This is a genomic window from Erwinia sp. TECH1, from assembly GCF_054057575.1.
In genome coordinates this window covers 3977904-3995718 of the sequence record NZ_JBSRZK010000001.1, presented here as the reverse complement: position 1 = coordinate 3995718, position 17815 = coordinate 3977904, and the positions used below count along the sequence as shown (strand labels likewise).

Below are 17815 nucleotides of genomic sequence, written 5' to 3'. Positions count from 1 at the left end.
AAATTATTTATTATCTATATATTTATTCCTTTTAAATAAATTACCGAAAAATGGCCGGAAGTCATTGACCATGCGCTGCCTGTCGCTCTCTTTTACCCTGCACCGGGCGGGCGTTTTTTCAGGCGGAAAAGCTTACCGACACCGATCATTTTGCTAACAGTGGCAGCAGGGCGTGGACGACAGGCATAAAGGTTTCCGTCATTGCTTCCGCCTCTACGCAGGCGTAGCCGAGGATCAGGCCGCGTCTTTTCGCCTCGCCCCTGTAGTAAACCGAAAGCGGGCGAGTCCAGATCCCCTGTTGCTCCAGCACGTAAGCGAGGGCGACGTCGTCAATTTCCGGCGGCAGCGCAAGGATCAGATGCAGGCCGGCATGGCTGTCCTGGCCGATAAATTCCGCGCCCAGCTCCCGGCGGATCGTCCCGACCAGCGCCTCGCGTCGCTGGCCGTAAAGCTGTCGCATACGGCGTACGTGCGCCGCATAGTGGCCTTCACGAATAAATTCCGCCAGCGCCAGCTGGGTCAGGCCGTAGCCGCCCCGGTAAAGTTCGGAATGGGCCACTTTCAGGCGGGCCGTCAGCGAGTCGGGCACCACCATATAGCTGGTGCGCAGCCCCGGATAGAGCGTTTTGCTGAAGGTGCCCAGATAGATGACGTTTTCATCCTGCGCCAGCCCCTGTAGCGCCGGTACCGGGCTTTCACCAAAGCGAAACTCGCTGTCGTAATCGTCCTCGATGATAATGCTGCCCCAGGCCTGCGCCTGGCGGAGCAGCGCCTGACGACGCGCCAGGCCCATCACGGCGCCGGTCGGATATTGATGGGAAGGCGTTACGCAAATCAGCCGTGGCGGCGCGACGCCTGCGGGCAGCGTCATGCCTTCGTCGTCTACCGCAATCGGCACTGTTTCCAGGCCGTTGATTTCCAGCACGCTGCGATGGCCCCAGTAGCCCGGCTCTTCTACCCAGACCCGATCGCCGGGATTGCAGAGCATTTTCGCCAGCAGATCCAGCGACTGATGCGTCCCGGAAGCGATCAGGATCTGCTCCGGCGTGCATTTAACCGAACGCGCCACGCGCAGGTAATCCGCCAGCGCATGTTGCAACGGCGCGTAGCCGCCATGCTGCGAGTAACTCAACGTTTCTACCGGCAGCCGCAGGTTCAGGCGGCGCGTGATTTTATGCCAGGTTTTATGCGGAAAATGCCGTACGTCCGGCACGCCGGGCATAAAGGCTCCCCACTGACGCTGGCTGGCGCCGGCGCGGTTCAGCAGCTGCTCGCCCCGGCGGGAAAGCGCGATCTGCCCTGATGGCACGTCGGCGGAAACGATCCGTCCCACCGCCGAAAGATCGCTTTCCGGCAGACTGGCGCTGACAAAGGTGCCGCTGCCCGCGCGGGTGGTGAGATAGCCTTCCGACTGTAGCTGCTCATAAGCGGCCATCACCGTATTGCGCGATACGCCTAGTTCGGCGGCCAGATCGCGCGAGGCGGGCAGGCGAGTACCGGGCGCAAGCATCCCTTTCTGAATGGATTGCTGTAAGGCGTCGTAAAGACGCTTGCCCAGCGTGCCTGCGGCCGTCTGTCCAAGCCGGCAGGCGACCAGATCACCGACGAGTGTGCGCAAAGTGGCTCCCTAAAATAGTCAAAACTGGCTCTGGATAATAGCACCCCATCAGCGCTAAAAATCAAGGTAATTCAGGTACAACCCGGCTTCCCGTAACGAGGAGTAAAACATGAACGATTCCATCCGTCAGCGCCGTCTGGACGCCACACCGCGCGGTGTGGGCGTAATGTGCGATTTTCTGGTCGAGCAGGCTGAAAACGCCACGCTTATCGATACGCAGGGGCGCGAATACATCGACTTCGCGGCGGGGATCGCCGTGCTGAATACCGGGCACCGTCATCCGAAAGTGATCGCTGCCGTGCAGCAGCAGCTGACCCGTTTTACCCATACGGCTTTCCAGGTTATTCCTTATGAAAATTATATCTCGCTGGCGGAGCGCCTGAACGAACTGGCGCCGATAGCGGGCAAAGCGAAAACCACTTTTTTCACCACGGGCGCGGAGGCGGTGGAAAACGCGGTGAAAATCGCTCGCGCCGCGACCGGGCGTCCCGGCGTCATTACCTTTACCGGCGCGTTTCATGGCCGCACCATGATGACGATGGCGCTGACCGGCAAGGTCGCGCCCTATAAAACCGGCTTTGGCCCTTTTCCCGGCTCGGTGTTCCACGCCCGCTATCCCAACGAGCTGCACGGCGTCAGCGTGGAGGATGCGCTGAAAAGCCTGGACGATATCTTCCATTGCGATATCGCGCCGCAGGAAGTCGCCGCCATTATCTTTGAGCCGATTCAGGGCGAGGGCGGTTTCAACGTCGCGCCGCCGGAATTTGTCAGCGCGCTGCGCCACCTGTGCGACGAGCACGGCATTCTGCTGGTGGCGGATGAGATCCAGACGGGCTTTGCACGTACCGGTAAGGTGTTCGCCAGCGAATACTACCCGGATGCGAAACCGGATCTGCTGACAATGGCGAAAAGCCTGGGCGGCGGTTTCCCGATTTCCGGCGTGGTTGGCCGCGCCGAAGTGATGGACGCGCCGGGTCCTGGCGGGCTGGGCGGCACCTATGCCGGTAACCCGATCGCGGTTGCGGCGGCCCACGCGGTGCTGGATATCATTGAGGAAGAGCAGCTCTGCCAGCGTGCCGACAGGCTCGGCGCGGCCCTGAGCGAAGCCCTCATCGGCACCCGCCATCCAGCCATCGCTCAGGTACGCGGACGCGGCTCGATGATTGCAGTGGAATTCAATCATCCTGAAACCGGCGCGCCGGACAGCGCTTTTGCCCGCGATATTCAGCAGCGAGCGCTGGCGCAGAACCTGATCCTGCTCACCTGCGGCGTGCACGGTAACGTGATCCGTTTCCTTTATCCGCTGACCATTCCGGACGAGCAGTTCAGCCGCTCGCTAACCATTCTGACCTCGATCCTGAAAGCTTAAGACATTCCCGGCTGCGTCACGCGGCCGGGCATATTTCGACAGACCTTTCATCTACTGACGCCCAAAGCGGGCTGCATCACGCGGCCATAAATGTTCTGCCTTATTTCCCGCCCGTTTCCGCTCGCAGCTTGTTAAACTGCGGCGGCGGCTGGCGAAAACGGCGGGTCAGCCAGGCCAGATGAAGCACGCCGAGCACTGCCCAAATCAGCCCCATCGTCAGCGATGTCGCCTCCAGGTTGATCCACAGTACCGCGACCGTGGCGGCGCCCACCATCGGCAGCACCAGATAATGCAGCTTCTCCTTCCAGGTGCGATTGCGGCCTTCGCGGCGGTAAAAGTGGTTAAATACGGCGAGATTCACAAAGGTAAAGGCCACCAGCGCGCCGAAATTAATCAGCGCCGTCGCCGTTACCAGGTCGAAATACTGGGCGGAAAGCGCCACGATGCCGACCATAATCACGTTAAGCGCGGGCGTGCGCCATTTGGGATGCACGTAGCCGAACACCCTGGCCGGAAAGACGTTATCCCGACCCATCACGTACAGCAGACGGGAAACGCTGGCATGAGACGCCAGGCCGGAAGCCAGCGTATTGATAAAAGTGGTGCAGAGGAAAATCGACTGAAACAGCTTGCCGCCCACGTAGAGTGCGATTTCCGGCAGCGCCGCGTCGGGATTTTTAAAGCGGCTGATATCGGGGAAAAAGAGCTGCATAAAGAACGAGGCGGCAATAAAAATCAGTCCGCCGTAGAGCGCGGTCAGAAAGATGGCGCGCGGAATGGTTTTCCCGGCGTTGTGCGTCTCTTCGGAGAGCGTGGTAACGGCGTCAAAACCGAGAAACGAAAAGCAGACGATGGTCGCGCCGGTCATAATCGGCAGCAGGTGCGCGTTCTGGCTGATAAAAGGCTGTAGCGACCAGACCGTGCCGACGCCTTCACCGCGATACAGACCGTGGATCACCAGAAAAATAAATACGCTGATAATCGCGACCTGAACCAGCACAAACAGCGTATTGAAATTGGCTACCAGGCTGACGCTTTTCAGGTTGGCGGCGGTCATGATCGCCACAAAACCCACTACCCATATCCAGGGCGGCACTTCCGGAAACAGGACCGAAAGGTAAATCTTCGCCAGCAGCACGTTGATCATCGGCAGGAACAGATAGTCCAGCAGCGACGACCAGCCGACCAGAAAGCCGACGTGAGGATTGATCGCCTTCTGCGCATAGGTATAGGCGGAACCGGCTTCGGGAAACTGGCGCACCAGCTTGCCGTAGCTGACGGCGGTAAATAATACGCCGGCGAGCGCCAGCAGATAGGAAGCGGGAACGTGGCCGTTGCTGATACCGGAAACGATACCGAAGGTATCGAACACCGTCATCGGCGTCAGGTAGGCCAGCCCCATCATCACAATCTGCCAGAGCTTAAGGGATTTTCTCAGCCCCGGTTTGGCCGGGCTTTCTTCAGTGACGGCAGCCATTAGCAGCCCCCTTGCGGCGGCGCTGAGAGAACAGCCGTGGGCGGCTTAAGGGTATACGGGACGGGCAGATGCACCATTTCCGAACCTCATGATGTAGGGCGTTCCGCCGCCGCTTTTTTTCCTTCGGCGACAGGCGGTACGGGCCGGAAAACCGGCAGAGAGCGCGCTCGTTTCCAGACGGGGCGCATGGGCGAGGCTCTTCCTGAGGCCGGATGCCATCAGGCGTTTTTCAGCATCCAGTCAATTTCCGTATCTGTGATCAACCGCTCAAACTGCGTTAGCTCGTTGCTTTTGCAGGCGTGCCAGACGTGGCTGAAACGTTCGCCGAGCTGAGCACAGAGCGCCTCGTGCTGGGCGAATTCCCACAGCGCATCGCTCTGACGAATAGGGAATGGCAGCCCGTCCTGCTCCAGCCCGTTGCCCTCGACCTTCGGCGGCAGCGGCAAATCGTTATCCAGACCGTGCAGGATCCCGGCAAAAATGGCCGCCATTACCAGATAAGGGTTGGCATCCGCGCCCGCGACCCGATATTCCACGCGATGATTATCGCGATCGCCACAGGGAATGCGCAGGGCGACGGTGCGGTTATTGTGGCCCCAGGAAGCCTGCGTCGGCACATACATGCCTGCCTGAAAACGGCGATAGGAGTTGATATTAGGTGCCAGCAGCGCCATGGAGGCGGGCATCATCTCTATCATCCCGGCCAGCGAGCGTTGCAGAAGGGGGGAGTCGTTGCCGTGCCGGTCGGCCAGCACGTTCTCGCCCTGGTCGTTCAGCATACTGATATGAATATGCATGCCGCTGCCGGCGTATTCCTCGTAGGGCTTGGCCATAAACGTGGCGTGCATATGGTGTTTTTCTGCCACCAGCCGGATCAGGCGCTTCAGCGCCAGCGCATGGTCGCACGCCTCCAGCGCGTTGCGGGTATGGTGCAGGTTAACTTCGAACTGGCCTGGCGACGCCTCCGCCAGCGCGCCGTCCGCCGGGATCTTTTGCAGCTGCGCCAGCTCGTCGATATCGTTTAACACGTCGGCAAAGTGGTTGAGATTATCCACGGAGTAGACCTGGCTTTGCATATTGCGATCCTGGGTGCCGGGCGCGCAGGGCGGCTGAAGATAGCCTTCGGCGTCACGCTGCCGATCCAGTAAATAGAACTCCAGCTCTACCGCTACCACGGGATGCAGTCCACGCTGCTGTAGCTGCTGCCACAGGCGGTTAAGGACATTTCGCGGCTCAACGTCAAAGGGAGCGCCATCTTCGTCCAGCATCGTCAACAGCAGCTGGCCGATGGTCTGTGGATCGGCGGCGGAGGGCGTCAGCGTCCCGGCGATGGGCACACAGATGCGGTCGGGTTCGCCGGATGCCTGACCCAGGCCCGCCGCCTCCACCACGTTGCCCAGAATATCCATCGCGAAAACGGAGGCGGGGAAATAGCAGCCTTTCTCCAGCTTACGCAGCGCCGCCACCGGGATGCGCTTGCCCCGGAAACAGCCGTTAAGATCGGTCAGCATCACATCGACGTAATGGGTATCCGGATAGCGGCTCAGATAGGCTTCGACCTCTCTGGCGAAGGCGCTGCTCCGTCTCTCTTCCGGCTGCTTAAAGTTTTCCACTGCTACAAGGTTAGTTTCCATGATTCACCGCTGTTGGCTTGGTAGGGGATAACAGGATCGCATTCATGTTGTTAAATATAATGCACACAAAAACAATCTGGACGGAAACAAATTGTTTGTCAAATGTTGCATTTGATTTAAAAAAGGGTTATCAAAATACCATTCAGCGGAAATGTTGCGCATTTCAGGTAATTTCAGACGCTTTTGTAAAAAATTCAGTCCGAAACAAGAGGTGAAGCATGGTCGATATATTTTACAGGCCGATTGTCGGGGTGGTGATGTGCAGCAACCCCGTCAAAGGCCAACAAAGTCATACCTTGCAAGATAAGTACCTGAATGCGGTTCTGGACGCGGGCGGTTTACCCATCGCCTTGCCGCACGCGCTGGCAGAGCCGGAATTGCTGGCAGGCGTGATGCCGCTGCTGGACGGCGTGTTGCTGCCGGGCAGCCCCAGTAATATGCAGCCGCACCATTATGGTGAAAACGGCGATGAGCCTGCCGCCGATCCCGGGCGAGATCTTCTGAGCATCGCGCTGATTGCGCAGGCGCTCGAAAGGCGCATCCCCATTTTTGCCATCTGTCGCGGTTTGCAGGAGCTGGTGGTCGCGACGGGCGGTACCCTCTACCGTCGCCTCTGCGACCATCCGCAGTTTCTTGAGCATCGTGAGGACCCGGATCTGCCAATAGATCTGCAATATGCGCCCTCGCATGAGATCAAAATCCAGCCGGACGGATTAATTTCGCAATTGATACCCGGAAGCAAAACATTCTGGGTAAACTCGTTGCACGGGCAGGGCGCAAAAACCCTTGGCCCGCGGCTTCGCGTGGAGGCGTACTCCCAGGACGGGCTGCCGGAGGCGGTCAGCGTGCTCGATCATCCCTACGCGCTGGGCGTACAGTGGCACCCGGAATGGAAAAGCAGCGAATATGCGCTGTCGCGCCTGTTGCTTGAAGGCTTTATCACGGCATGTCAGCAGCATCACGCTGAAAAGCAGCAGCTCTGACTCACATTGAAGGAAATGCGTTTATGAACAATGACGGCCTGGCACCAGGCAAGCGTTTGTCCGGGATCCGCCAGCAACTGGGTCTGTCACAGCGCCGGGTTGCCGAACTGTCTGGATTAACACACAGCGCCATCAGCACCATTGAACAGGACAAGGTCAGCCCGGCCATCAGCACGCTGCAAAAGCTGCTAAAAGTTTACGGGCTGTCGCTGTCCGAATTTTTTGCGGAGCCGGAGATCCCGGACGAGCCTCAGGTGGTGATTAATCCTGACGAGCTGATTGAGATCGGCAGTCAGGGCGTCTCCATGAAGCTTATCCATAACGGCGCGCCGAACCGCACGCTGGCGATGATGATTGAAACTTATCAGCCAGGCACCACCACAGGAGAGCGCATCAAGCATCAGGGGGAAGAGATAGGCACCTTGCTGGAAGGGGAAGTCGTGCTGAAATTCAACGGTCAGAGCTATCATCTGGTGGCGCAGCAAAGCTACGCCATTAACACCGGCATTCCGCACAGCTTCAGCAACACCTCGGCAAAAATTTGCCGCATTATCAGCGCCCATACGCCTACCACCTTCTGATGCCTGACGGCCGCTGCCGCGCGGGCCTGTGAACCACGACGGTGCATTCCCGCGCCTTTTGACGCCATACAGAGCGGCAACGGGCGCGGGTCGCGCCGCAAATACTCACCGAACCGATATCCGTCTGGATCTCTCTGGAGCCGTAAGCATGACTGAACATACGCAAAGCTACTATGCCGCCAGCGCCAACGCCTACACGCCGTTTCCGCCGCTGGAGGAGCCGATCTCCTGCGACGTTTGCATCATTGGTGCAGGCTACACCGGGCTGTCTTCGGCGCTGCATCTGGCGGAAAACGGCTACCAGGTCGTGGTGCTGGAAGCGGCGAAGGTCGGTTTTGGTGCCAGCGGGCGCAACGGCGGTCAGGTGGTCAACTCCTACAGCCGCGACGTGGACGTGATTGAAAAAAGCTACGGCAAAGATGCCGCCAGAATGCTGGGCAGCATGATGTTTGAAGGCGGCGATATTATTCGCGAGCGCATTAAACGTTACGGCATCGCCTGCGACTATCAGCAGGGCGGCCTTTTCGTGGCGCTGAACGCCCGTCAGTTCGCCACGCTGGAGGAGCAGAAGCAGAACTGGGAACGCTACGGCAACGACCAGCTGGAGCTGCTGGACGCCGGGCAGATCCGCCAGGAGATCGACAGCGATCGCTACGTCGGCGCGCTGCTGGACAAGCGCGGCGGCCATCTGCATCCGCTAAATCTGGCGATTGGTGAAGCGCAGGCGATAGTCCTGAACGGCGGCCGGATTTTCGAGCAGTCGCCGGTGGTGGAGATCCAGCATGGCAGCCCGGCCGTGGTAAAAACGGCGAAAGGCCAGGTTACGGCGCGCTATGTTATCGTCGCGGGCAACGCCTATCTCGGCAGCAAACTGGAGCCGTCGCTGTCGAAACGCAGTATGCCGTGCGGCACGCAGGTGTTGACCACGGAGCCGCTTGGCGCAGAGCTGGCCGCGTCGCTGCTCGCCTCCAACTACTGCGTGGAGGACTGCAACTACCTGCTGGACTACTTCCGGCTGACGGCCGACCATCGCCTGCTGTACGGCGGCGGCGTGGTCTATGGCGCGCGGGATCCTGAGGATATCGATCGGCTGATCGTGCCGAAGCTGCTGAAAACCTTCCCGCAGCTGAAAGGGGTAAAAATCGACTACCGCTGGACAGGCAACTTCCTGCTTACGCTCTCAAGGATGCCGCAGTTCGGCCGCCTGGAAAACAACATCTACTATATGCAGGGTGATAGCGGGCACGGCGTTACCTGTACCCATCTGGCCGGTCGGCTGATTTCGGAAGTGCTGCGCGGCGACGCCGAACGTTTCGACGCCTTTGCCCGCTTGCCGCACTATCCGTTCCCCGGCGGCCGCAATATGCGTATTCCGCTTACGGCGATGGGCGCGGCTTATTACAGCATCCGCGACAGGCTGGGCGTGTAGAGAGACAGCCATTTTGCAGCGTAATAAACAGGAACGGGCGCCTGGCGGGCATTACTGACGGACGAGGCGGCCCGTGGTCGGCTGCGCTTCAAAATCGCTTCTGAACGGATTGATATCCAGCCCGCCCCGGCGGGTGTAGCGGCCGAACACGCTTAGCTTTTCCGGGCGGCAATAGTGTTTGATATCGTTAAAGATGCGCTCAATGCACTGCTCGTGGAACTCGTTGTGCATCCTGAACGAAATCAGATAGCGCAGCAGTTTTTCCCGCTCGATCCGCTTGCCTTCATAATGGATGACCACGCTGCCCCAGTCGGGCTGATTGGTCACCAGACAGTTAGACTTAAGCAGGTTTGAGGAGAGCGTTTCGGCCACAACATCGCCGGAGGCGGCATCCTGCAGATGCTGCGGAGAAAAATCGTAGTCCTCCACGGCGATATCAAGATGGTCAATGCATTCGCCGGGCAGCGCTGCGGTAAAAGCGGCGTAGCCGTTTAAATCGGGATAGAGCTTGACCTTCACGCTGCCGTCGGCCGCCCGCGACAGATCGTTTTCCAGCGTGGTGGCGACCTCTTCCGGCGCGGCGAAGCGCGTCTGATTAAAGCTGTTCAGGTAAAGCTTAAAAGATTTTGATTCGATCAGATGCTGGCTGGTGGCCGGGATCCAGAATTCGGCGATAGCCACCACGGGTTTGCCCTTAGCGTTAAGCCAGGAAAGCTCGAAGCCCGTCCACAGGTCGAAGCCGGAAAAGGGCAGCTCCGCCGACGTCAGGCCGATTTCCTGGCGACCGCGCGACCGCGGCAGCGCCTCCAGCAGCTCCGGCGCATAATGCTGAACATAGCCGGTGCTTTTGCCCAGCAGCGTAATTTCCTCTGTTTTCATACTACTTCCTCTGCACGGTTAACCTGTTTTTCTTTATTGATATAGCGTCTGAACAGTTCACGGGTAGCGTAAATAGGGCCAACGCCCAGCAGCGCGTAGCCCAGCTTGATAATGAACTGCGAAATAATCATGGTTTTAATCGTCGCCATGCTGAGCACGTTGTGAAAAGCCAGCGTACAGAAAATCACGCTATCAAGAGCCGAAGCGATAACGTTGCTGGTCAGCACGCGCACAAAAAGAAAGCGCGAGTTGGTCAGCTCTTTTATTTTGCACAGGATCAGCGAGTTAATATTTTCCGACACCAGATACGCGGCCGAAGAGGCGAACAGTACGGAGACAATGCTGTTAACAAAGGTGGCGTAGGAGATATTCAGCTCCCACTCTTTCAGGCCGGGTAAAAGGCTGGTCAGCCACAGGCCCGCCACAAACAGCGTATTAGAAATAAATGAAATAAATATCGTTCTTCTTGCCATTCTCAGGCCGTAAAACTCGTTGATAATATCCACCAGGATAAACGAGAGCGGATAGAAAAAAATGGCAGGCGGCACTACGAAATTCACCACGGGGATCAGCACGGGTTTCACGCCGCTCACGGTGCTGAGCGTATAAATAACCGTCAGCGCAATGCTGATGATCAGATAGGCGTACCAGGAGCGTTCATGCCTGTCGCCAATATCGTAAGAGGTCACGGTGCTGTTATCGCCATAAAGGCGACGATAAAGCGATTTCAGTTCATGCCGGTTAAAATCATCCGTGATTTCGCTGCTTTCCAGCTCGGGCAGGCCGATGCTGATATGCTTGCCGGTCGCCAGCACCATGACGTTGGCCGTAATCACATCCGAGCGGGTAAAGCCCAACAGCTTGTATTTCTTGTTTTGTTCCATGCAGAACAGTCCTTAGGGTTATTGGATTCTTTCTTCGATAATGGCGCCCAGCAGGGAAGCTTCCTCAGCGCCGGAGTGGATATCACTGACAAATAGCGCCTGAGTCGGGGAGGAAAACAGCGCCAGCTGCTTCTCCTGTGGCGGCGTATGGCGTTTGATAATAAGCACATCGCCAGGAAAAAACAGGTTGCCCAGATTTCTTTCAACCTGTAGCGCGACCGTGTTAGCGACCTCGCCAAAAAACCAGGTAACGGGATAGTGCGCCACCAGCTGGCCCACTCTTTTGTCCGCGCAGCGTAAAAATGCCGATTGAGGAATAACCGGCACGGCAGCCGGGTTTTTATCGCCGTCGGGCGACAGCGTATTTTCGATCAGTTCGATAGATTGCAGATCGTGATTTTCAATAATCTCGCACGACACGCCAAAGAAATCCGCGATTCGCGTAATGGTCGAGCGCTGTACGTTATTGACTTTGCCATCCAGGATTTTATACAGCGTCGCGCGGGTGACGCCGGTACGGTTGGCGAAAGAGACTTTTGTCTCGCCCCGGCTTTTAATAATATAATCTATATTGTTGATTATATTGTTTTTTCTCTGCAATGCCGATGTTTTCATGATAAGCGTCCGGTTGCTGTCATCTGCCGCATTTTATAAGCAAATTTAATGTTATTCAATAAATGTGAAGCAGGGAGTAGACAGGTCAGACCTGGTTTTGTCTGCTTTTTTGCTGTTGCATTAAGTGTTAATTTAAATAAAATCAATAATTTATACTTTTATAGCTGGTTTGGCATTCATTTTAGTGGAAGTTTTGTCTCTTTTTTTGTTGACTTCATTAAGGGTGTAAGATTAAGTTATCTGTACAAAGCAGCACATAATAAAAATATCTCCAGTATTCTTGCCAACGCCAGGGAATCCAGTTCACCGTGCGAACCTGATGCTTACCCATCAGGTTCGCCAGAGTTGTTACGCTTAAAGGCGTAGATCCAGCTACACAATAACCTCTGTCTTTCGCGCCCCTTCTGTTGCGAAGCATGAACCATGCCAAAAAAATAACCAGGGTATGGCTGCTGAACGCAGATTGTCGGCCGCCGCATTTTTCACAAATCCTTATCGTCCCAGGGCTTCTCATATAAAAATTTAATTTTTTCCGGTTTGGTAAAATTAAACCCCATTACGCCTGGTATTTTTCGTATTACGTTTGCTGCAAAAAGTGTGGGTATTAAACCCGCCGTTAATTAATGCGCGTTTCGCGCGGAGATCCGACACCAGAAATAGCTTGCCGGGACGGCTCTTATTTGTAATTAATAATCATTCTCATTATAGTGGCGTTTTCCGCTTGTCGGCTATCACGCAGCCGGGCCTGCATTTTTGAGGAGAAACCGACAGACGCGACTTTTCCTCATCGCCTGCCTGTCCGGTTTTTTATTGAGAGCATGTAGATGAATATTAAGTTATTTTTCACCCGAAATGCGCGCGCGGCTTGCCGGCTGGGCGCGCTTTTTTTTACCTGTTTTTATACGACAGGCGCCTGGTGTCAGCCCGATATGCGGCCGTCTGGCCCGAATATTGCGGATAAGGGATCGGCTTTTTATCACTTTCGCGTCAGCACGCTTGATTCCGCCGATGGACAGCGACATTACAAAATATGGACGGGCATTCCCAATAAGAAAGCGCCGCCTGCCGGCTTTCCCGTGATGTATCTGCTCGACGGCAACGCCGTAATGGACAGGCTGTCGGAAGGGCTGCTGCAAACGCTGTCGGCGCAAAACCCGCCGGTGATTGTCGCCGTTGGCTATCAGACGACGCTGCCTTTTGACCTGGCCGCCAGAACCTATGATTACACGCCGCCGGACGGCGAAAAAAGCGCCCGGCCCGGAGGAAGAAAGGGCGGCGGCGACGCTATTTTTCGCCGTCTGCTTGAGGAAAAAATTGCGCCGCAGGCCGAAAGAGGGTTAAAGATAAACTCCGCCGGGCGTGGCCTCTGGGGCCATTCCTTAGGCGGGGTCTTTACGCTGAACGCCTGGCTCTCCTCGTCGTTCTTTCATTTTTACTATCCGACCAGCCCAACGCTGAACCGGCAGTACGACGGCGTGCTGGCTAAGTTGGCGAAGGTCGAAGCGTCGCGCTTCTGCGCGAAGTCGCTCTATGTCAGTGAAGGCGACGGCCAGCCGGGAAACAATCCGCATGCGCCGGCGGCGGAAGTGCAGGACAGGGTTCGCGCCACGCTGGCATCGCTGCGCCAGGCCGGTTTATCTGCCGCCTACTGGTCGTGGCCTGAACTTTCGCACGGTCAGACCTTTGATGCCGGTTTCCGGCAGGCCTTACGCCATCTGGCGCAGCATGGCGAAGAGCGGGGCGCGTGCCGACAGGCTGAATAGAGATAAAAGGCGTGCGCGGCGCAGGGATAAGCCATGCACGCGGGCGTCTTCCGCCAGCGAGCATGTGCTTGCCGCGCCGTAGCGCGGGTTTTACGGTTACTTTACCCCGCTAAAGACCGGTGTTTTTGTCAGCTATACCCAGGCCGGTTCTCCAGCAGAAAATCAATCAGCGCCTTTACTCTTTTCGTTTTACCCGCGCTTTTTGCGTAATAGAGATAAACCGGCGGATAGGTCTTCCAGAAAGCTTCCATCACCGGCAGAAACCTCTCTTTATCCGGCTGCAGCTGCAAAACCGGCTCGAACAGCCTGCCGATACCCAGCCCGCTGCGGATGCCGTCAGCCATCACGTCGATGTCGTTGCTGATAAGCTGGCCCGGCATATCCACGGTCAGCTGTTCGCCGTTGTGCTCCAGCATCAGCGGCAGGAGGCGGTGAGCGGTAATAAATCGGTAGCCGATAAGCTGGTGCTGCGGCAGATCGGCTGGCGTTGTCGGCGTACCGAACGCCTTCAGGTAGGCTGCCGAAGCGTACAGCCCTTCACGAAAGGGCTTCATCAACTGGCGCGCCACCACGCCGCCCTCAAGGATATCGCCAAAACGGATCCCCACATCGACCCGTTCATCAACAAGATGCACGGTGCCGTCGTACACGGACACTTCCAGCCGGATGCCCGGATAACGCTGGCAAAATGCCGCCATCACCGGTTTGAGGATCAGCAGATAAGCGAAGCGGGAAAGCGTGATCCTGACCAGCCCGGAAGGCGCCTGCTGCTGACCCCGGATATTTTCCAGCGAGTTTTCCAGCGATTCCACCGCGGATAAGGTTTGCTCTAACAGCTGCCGTCCGGCATCCGTTAACTCAATACGCCGGGTGGTGCGCACGAAAAGAGGATGGCCGATATGCTGCTCAAGCAGCTTAAGCGCCTTGCTGACCGAGGGCGGCGTGATTTCCAGTTTCCTGGCGGCGGCCGAAATAGAGCCTTCACGAGCGATGCTCTGAAAAATGCGGATCTGGTTGTATATCACGTTATTCATTACGTCGTCCTGATGCAGCCACGCCGCTGATTATTAGCCACAGGCTAATTATCCATAAGCCGATACTGTCCTAATTCTATCAGGATCGCGAGCCTATACTTTCCTTCGGCAACCTCCCGCCGGGTAAATCAGGGAAAATGAGAAAGGAGATTAACGGCTAAAAATGAATACAGTTATTATTTCCGGACACCCGGATCTGACGAAGTCAATCGGTAACGCAACCATTCTGAACGAGGTGGCTAAGGCGCTGCCAGATGCGGAAATCCGTCGTCTGGATGCCTGTTATCCGGGCCATCAAATTGACGTGCGGGCCGAGCAGGAGGCGTTGTTAAAAGCCGAGGCGATCGTCTGGCAGTTTCCGTTTTCCTGGTATTCGCTGCCGGGGATCATGAAAGTCTGGCTGGACGAGGTTTTTGTTCACGGGTTCGCACAGGGTTCAACGGCAAAACTCGGCGGCAAAAAACTTATCCTTTCCTTTACCACTGGTGCAGCACAGGCGCTTTATTCTGCTGAAGGTGCATTCGGGCATAGCCTTGATGATTATCTTATTCAGTTTGAAACGACGGCCAGGCTGTGCAATCTGGAGATGCAAACACCCGTGTACACCTGTGGCATAAGTTACGCGGAGCGGGATGAAAACATCGCACAGCAGAAAATGTTGGCCAAGGATCACGCCGCACGGCTCATTGCGCAGTTAAAAGCGTTAGCGTCGAAACCGGCGCTTTAGATCCTGTTAATAAAGGAGAAAAGGTAATGGACTATACGCAACTGGGGAAAAGCGACTTAACGGTTTCCCGTCTCTGTCTGGGCTGCATGGGATTTGGCGATGCGGCGACGGGCCAGCACAGCTGGACGCTGGCTGAAGCGGAAAGCCGTGAGATCATCCGTTACGGCCTGGAGCAGGGCGTGACTTTTTTCGATACGGCGATAGCCTATCAAAACGGTTCAAGCGAGCGCTATCTCGGCCGGGCGCTGCGGGATATGGCGAGGCGCGATGAGGTGGTGGTCGCCACCAAATTTCTGCCGCGCACGCCACAACAAATAGCCAGCGGCGTTACCGGCAAACAGGCTATTGCTCGATCGCTTAACCAAAGCCTGCAAAACCTGGGCATGGAACATATCGATCTCTATATCTGTCACGCCTGGGATCACCATACGCCAATACTTGAGGTGCTTGAGACGCTGCATCAGGCCGTTCAGGCGGGCAAAATCCGTGCTATCGGCATTTCTAACTGCTTCGCGTGGCAGCTGGCTAAAGCGAATGCGCTGGCCGAGCGGGAAGGTCTGACCGGTTTTGTTTCCGTACAGAGCCATTACAACCTGATTATGCGCGAGGACGAGCGCGAATTAGTCGGCTTATGCGCTGAAGATAATATTGCGATGACCCCTTACAGCGCGCTGGCCAGCGGTCGTCTTGCCCGGCTGGATAATCCGCCAACGCGGCGTGCCGCTGAAGATGCGTATGCGAAAGGAAAATACGATAAAACGGCGGCGCAGGACCGCATTATTATTGAACGCGTAGCGGAGCTTGCCCGTCGGTATCAGGTTTCCATGACCGAAATTTCACTCGCCTGGCTGTTAACCAAAGTCACCGCGCCGGTCGTCGGCGCCACCAAAAAGCAGCATCTCGACGGCGCGGTAAAAGCCGTGAAGTTGCAGCTCAGTCAGGAAGATATTCACTTTCTGGAGGCGTGCTATCAGCCGCACGCTCTGGTGGGGATGATGGCGCAAAAAACGCCTCAGACAGAGGATCGAAAGAAGGTATGAGCGCGTTAAGCATTGTCCTGCCCTGATAGCAAAGAAAGGAGACGGTAAATCATGATGAAAAGGCTCCTCGCGGCACAAATCCTGGCGGTAACGCTGTATCTGCCGATCGACAGCCCGGCGTTTGCCACTGACGCAACAGCGGCGAATAAACCGGCTATGAGTCTTGTCGAGCTGGAAGTTAAAGCGGGAAAAAGCGATCGCTACCGTGACATCATCAAAATGACCAGCCGTTCCGCTATAGAAAACGAGCCGGGAACCTTAGCGCTGTACGCTTTCAGGCATCAGGACAACCCTTATCTGACCTACAGAGTAGAAGTATATGCAGATGATGAAGCGTACAAAAAGCATTTAGCGTCCAGAGCGTATCAGGCTTTTATTCAGCAGGCGTCTGAGGTGGTCGCTAAGGAGAGAAAAACAGAACTTGTTCCGCAGTTCCTGGGCGATAAGCGCATTGTTCAGGATGAAAAAACGATCGATAACCTGGTGATTGTCGATGTGAAACCCGAGCATCAGCAGGCGTTTAAAAATATCGTGCTGCCGGAAATGGCGGAATCTTTAAAAGTTGAAGAGGGCGTCCTGGCAATGTATGCCGCGACGGATGCGCAAAATACCCGCCGCTGGTACTTCTACGAAATCTACGCCAGCGCCGCTGCGTATCAGCAACACCGGGCAACGCCGCACTTCAGAGCGTATATAGCGCAAACGGCACAAATGTCCGCCAGGAAAGAATCTGTCCCTGTCACGCCCGTCCTGCTCACAAACAAGGGCGGTATAAGGCCGGATAAAACACGTTAAGAATGCTGTCTTGCGTTTAATGGATCCTTGAGGCTAAACGATGAAAAAAGTGCTTGCCGCCGCCGCGATATCGCTGGTCCTTGCCGATGTCGCTTTTGCTGAAGAGAAAAGAGGTGAATTTATGTTGAAGGTTACTCCATCCGCCCTGTCGGTCGCGGATATCGAGTCGGTTTCTCCCGCGCTGGCCCGCTTTGGGCGTGAGGCTATAACGGACGATCTGTGGAAACGCGACGCGCTGTCGCTGCGCGATCGTAGCATCGTGACGGTGGCTATTCTGATCGCCAGAAATCAGCCTGCCGAGCTTGGCCATTACGTCGGCGTGGCGCTGGATAGCGGCGTTACGCCAGCGGAAGTATCAGAAATTATCACGCATCTCGCTTTCTATTCCGGCTGGCCAAATGCCATGGCCGCGATTGCCGCGACTAAAAGTGTGTTTCACGAGCGCGGCGTCAGCGCCGAACAGCTAGCCGAAGCCTCTCCGGCGCTGTTGCCGCTTAATCAGGAGGTGGAAAAACAGCGGGCGGAAACGGTGGAAAAAAACGTGGGGCCTGTTTCTCCCGGTCTGGTTAAGTTTACGGCCGAGCCTCTTTTTCTCGATCTGTGGCAGCGACCCGCGCTGGCGCCAAGGGATCGCAGCCTGGTCACCGTCAGCGCGCTGATTGCCTCGGGGCAGAGCGCGCAGATTGGTTATCACCTTAACCGCGCGATGGACAATGGCTTAACGGCTGAGGAGGCGGGTGAGATTGTAACCCAGGCAGCCTTCTACGCCGGCTGGCCAAATGCGTTTTCCGCCGCGCCAGTTGTAGGCGAAGTGCTGCGCGCTCGCGCGGCGAAAGAAGGCTAAACAGCCATCAGCACAATATGCCCGGCGTTTTTGCGCCGGCCCTTTATGCTTCATTCTGCCATTCTGCCATTCTGCCATTCTGACCGCCTGACCGCCTGACCGCCTGACCGCCTGACCGCCTGACCGCCTGACCATGCGCGCTT

Annotated in this window: 17 protein-coding genes; 10 read left to right on the top strand and 7 right to left on the bottom strand. The window is 56.5% G+C overall.

What is annotated here, in order from left to right; all coding sequences use genetic code 11:
- Nucleotides 1-145: 145 nt before the first annotated feature.
- Entirely contained in the window at nt 146-1618 is a 1473-nt protein-coding gene (gene pdxR, locus ACVWZ0_RS18695) for a MocR-like pyridoxine biosynthesis transcription factor PdxR (RefSeq protein WP_253458444.1), read from the bottom strand.
- Between the two features lie 109 nt (nt 1619-1727).
- Between pdxR and ACVWZ0_RS18690 the strand changes: the two genes are divergently transcribed.
- On the top strand, nt 1728-2987 hold the full coding sequence (locus ACVWZ0_RS18690) for a 4-aminobutyrate--2-oxoglutarate transaminase (protein WP_253458447.1): 1260 nt from the start codon (nt 1728-1730) through the stop codon (nt 2985-2987).
- A 100-nt stretch (nt 2988-3087) separates the two neighbouring features.
- Here ACVWZ0_RS18690 and ACVWZ0_RS18685 read toward each other — a convergent pair whose 3' ends face one another.
- Both ACVWZ0_RS18685 and ACVWZ0_RS18680 read right to left on the bottom strand, forming a co-directional pair.
- Complete coding sequence (locus tag ACVWZ0_RS18685; RefSeq protein WP_253458450.1) at nt 3088-4464, bottom strand: APC family permease; 1377 nt, start codon at nt 4462-4464, stop codon at nt 3088-3090.
- Nucleotides 4465-4682: 218 nt separating this feature from the next.
- The gene (locus tag ACVWZ0_RS18680; protein WP_253458453.1) at nt 4683-6098 is read right to left on the bottom strand and encodes a glutamine synthetase family protein; all 1416 of its coding nucleotides are present in this window, start codon (nt 6096-6098) and stop codon (nt 4683-4685) included.
- A gap of 218 nt (nt 6099-6316) precedes the next feature.
- On the opposite strand from ACVWZ0_RS18680, the gene puuD reads away from it, so the two are divergent.
- From puuD to ACVWZ0_RS18665, 3 genes are all read left to right on the top strand, one after another.
- Nucleotides 6317-7081 carry a gamma-glutamyl-gamma-aminobutyrate hydrolase gene (puuD, locus tag ACVWZ0_RS18675; RefSeq protein ID WP_253458457.1) on the top strand — a complete coding sequence of 255 codons (765 nt, stop codon included), beginning with the start codon at nt 6317-6319 and terminating at the stop codon, nt 7079-7081.
- Between the two features lie 23 nt (nt 7082-7104).
- Nucleotides 7105-7662, top strand: coding sequence for an HTH-type transcriptional regulator PuuR (puuR, locus tag ACVWZ0_RS18670; protein ID WP_253458460.1), 558 nt, complete (start codon nt 7105-7107; stop codon nt 7660-7662).
- A 148-nt stretch (nt 7663-7810) separates the two neighbouring features.
- A complete protein-coding gene (locus tag ACVWZ0_RS18665; RefSeq protein WP_253458463.1) occupies nt 7811-9091 on the top strand; it encodes an NAD(P)/FAD-dependent oxidoreductase in 1281 nt (426 codons plus the stop codon).
- 51 nt (nt 9092-9142) lie between these two features.
- Here the strand turns inward: ACVWZ0_RS18665 and queF are convergent, their stop codons facing one another.
- Genes queF through ACVWZ0_RS18650 form a run of 3 tightly spaced genes read right to left on the bottom strand, consistent with a single transcriptional unit; the run spans nt 9143 to nt 11469 of the window.
- Entirely contained in the window at nt 9143-9970 is an 828-nt protein-coding gene (queF, locus tag ACVWZ0_RS18660; RefSeq protein ID WP_253458467.1) for an NADPH-dependent 7-cyano-7-deazaguanine reductase QueF, read from the bottom strand.
- The gene (locus tag ACVWZ0_RS18655; protein WP_253458470.1) at nt 9967-10854 is read right to left on the bottom strand and encodes a queuosine precursor transporter; all 888 of its coding nucleotides are present in this window, start codon (nt 10852-10854) and stop codon (nt 9967-9969) included. The genes queF and ACVWZ0_RS18655 overlap by 4 nt, the downstream gene beginning before the upstream one ends.
- An 18-nt stretch (nt 10855-10872) precedes the next feature.
- Entirely contained in the window at nt 10873-11469 is a 597-nt protein-coding gene (locus ACVWZ0_RS18650; RefSeq protein ID WP_253458473.1) for a helix-turn-helix domain-containing protein, read from the bottom strand.
- A gap of 48 nt (nt 11470-11517) precedes the next feature.
- Between ACVWZ0_RS18650 and ACVWZ0_RS18645 the strand changes: the two genes are divergently transcribed.
- Nucleotides 11518-11835, top strand: coding sequence for a hypothetical protein (locus tag ACVWZ0_RS18645; RefSeq protein ID WP_253458476.1), 318 nt, complete (start codon nt 11518-11520; stop codon nt 11833-11835).
- A gap of 563 nt (nt 11836-12398) precedes the next feature.
- On the top strand, nt 12399-13232 hold the full coding sequence (locus ACVWZ0_RS18640; protein WP_253458479.1) for an alpha/beta hydrolase: 834 nt from the start codon (nt 12399-12401) through the stop codon (nt 13230-13232).
- 128 nt (nt 13233-13360) lie between these two features.
- Here the strand turns inward: ACVWZ0_RS18640 and ACVWZ0_RS18635 are convergent, their stop codons facing one another.
- Entirely contained in the window at nt 13361-14266 is a 906-nt protein-coding gene (locus ACVWZ0_RS18635) for a LysR family transcriptional regulator (protein WP_253458482.1), read from the bottom strand.
- A gap of 163 nt (nt 14267-14429) precedes the next feature.
- Between ACVWZ0_RS18635 and ACVWZ0_RS18630 the strand changes: the two genes are divergently transcribed.
- Genes ACVWZ0_RS18630 through ACVWZ0_RS18615 form a run of 4 tightly spaced genes read left to right on the top strand, consistent with a single transcriptional unit; the run spans nt 14430 to nt 17672 of the window.
- The gene (locus ACVWZ0_RS18630) at nt 14430-14993 is read left to right on the top strand and encodes an NAD(P)H-dependent oxidoreductase (protein WP_253458485.1); all 564 of its coding nucleotides are present in this window, start codon (nt 14430-14432) and stop codon (nt 14991-14993) included.
- 26 nt (nt 14994-15019) lie between these two features.
- Nucleotides 15020-16033 (top strand): aldo/keto reductase, encoded by a 1014-nt coding sequence (locus tag ACVWZ0_RS18625; protein WP_253458495.1) that lies wholly within the window; start codon nt 15020-15022, stop codon nt 16031-16033.
- Nucleotides 16034-16084: 51 nt separating this feature from the next.
- Nucleotides 16085-16828 (top strand): putative quinol monooxygenase, encoded by a 744-nt coding sequence (locus ACVWZ0_RS18620; RefSeq protein ID WP_253458497.1) that lies wholly within the window; start codon nt 16085-16087, stop codon nt 16826-16828.
- Between the two features lie 40 nt (nt 16829-16868).
- Entirely contained in the window at nt 16869-17672 is an 804-nt protein-coding gene (locus tag ACVWZ0_RS18615) for a carboxymuconolactone decarboxylase family protein (RefSeq protein ID WP_253458499.1), read from the top strand.
- Nucleotides 17673-17815 lie beyond the last annotated feature (143 nt).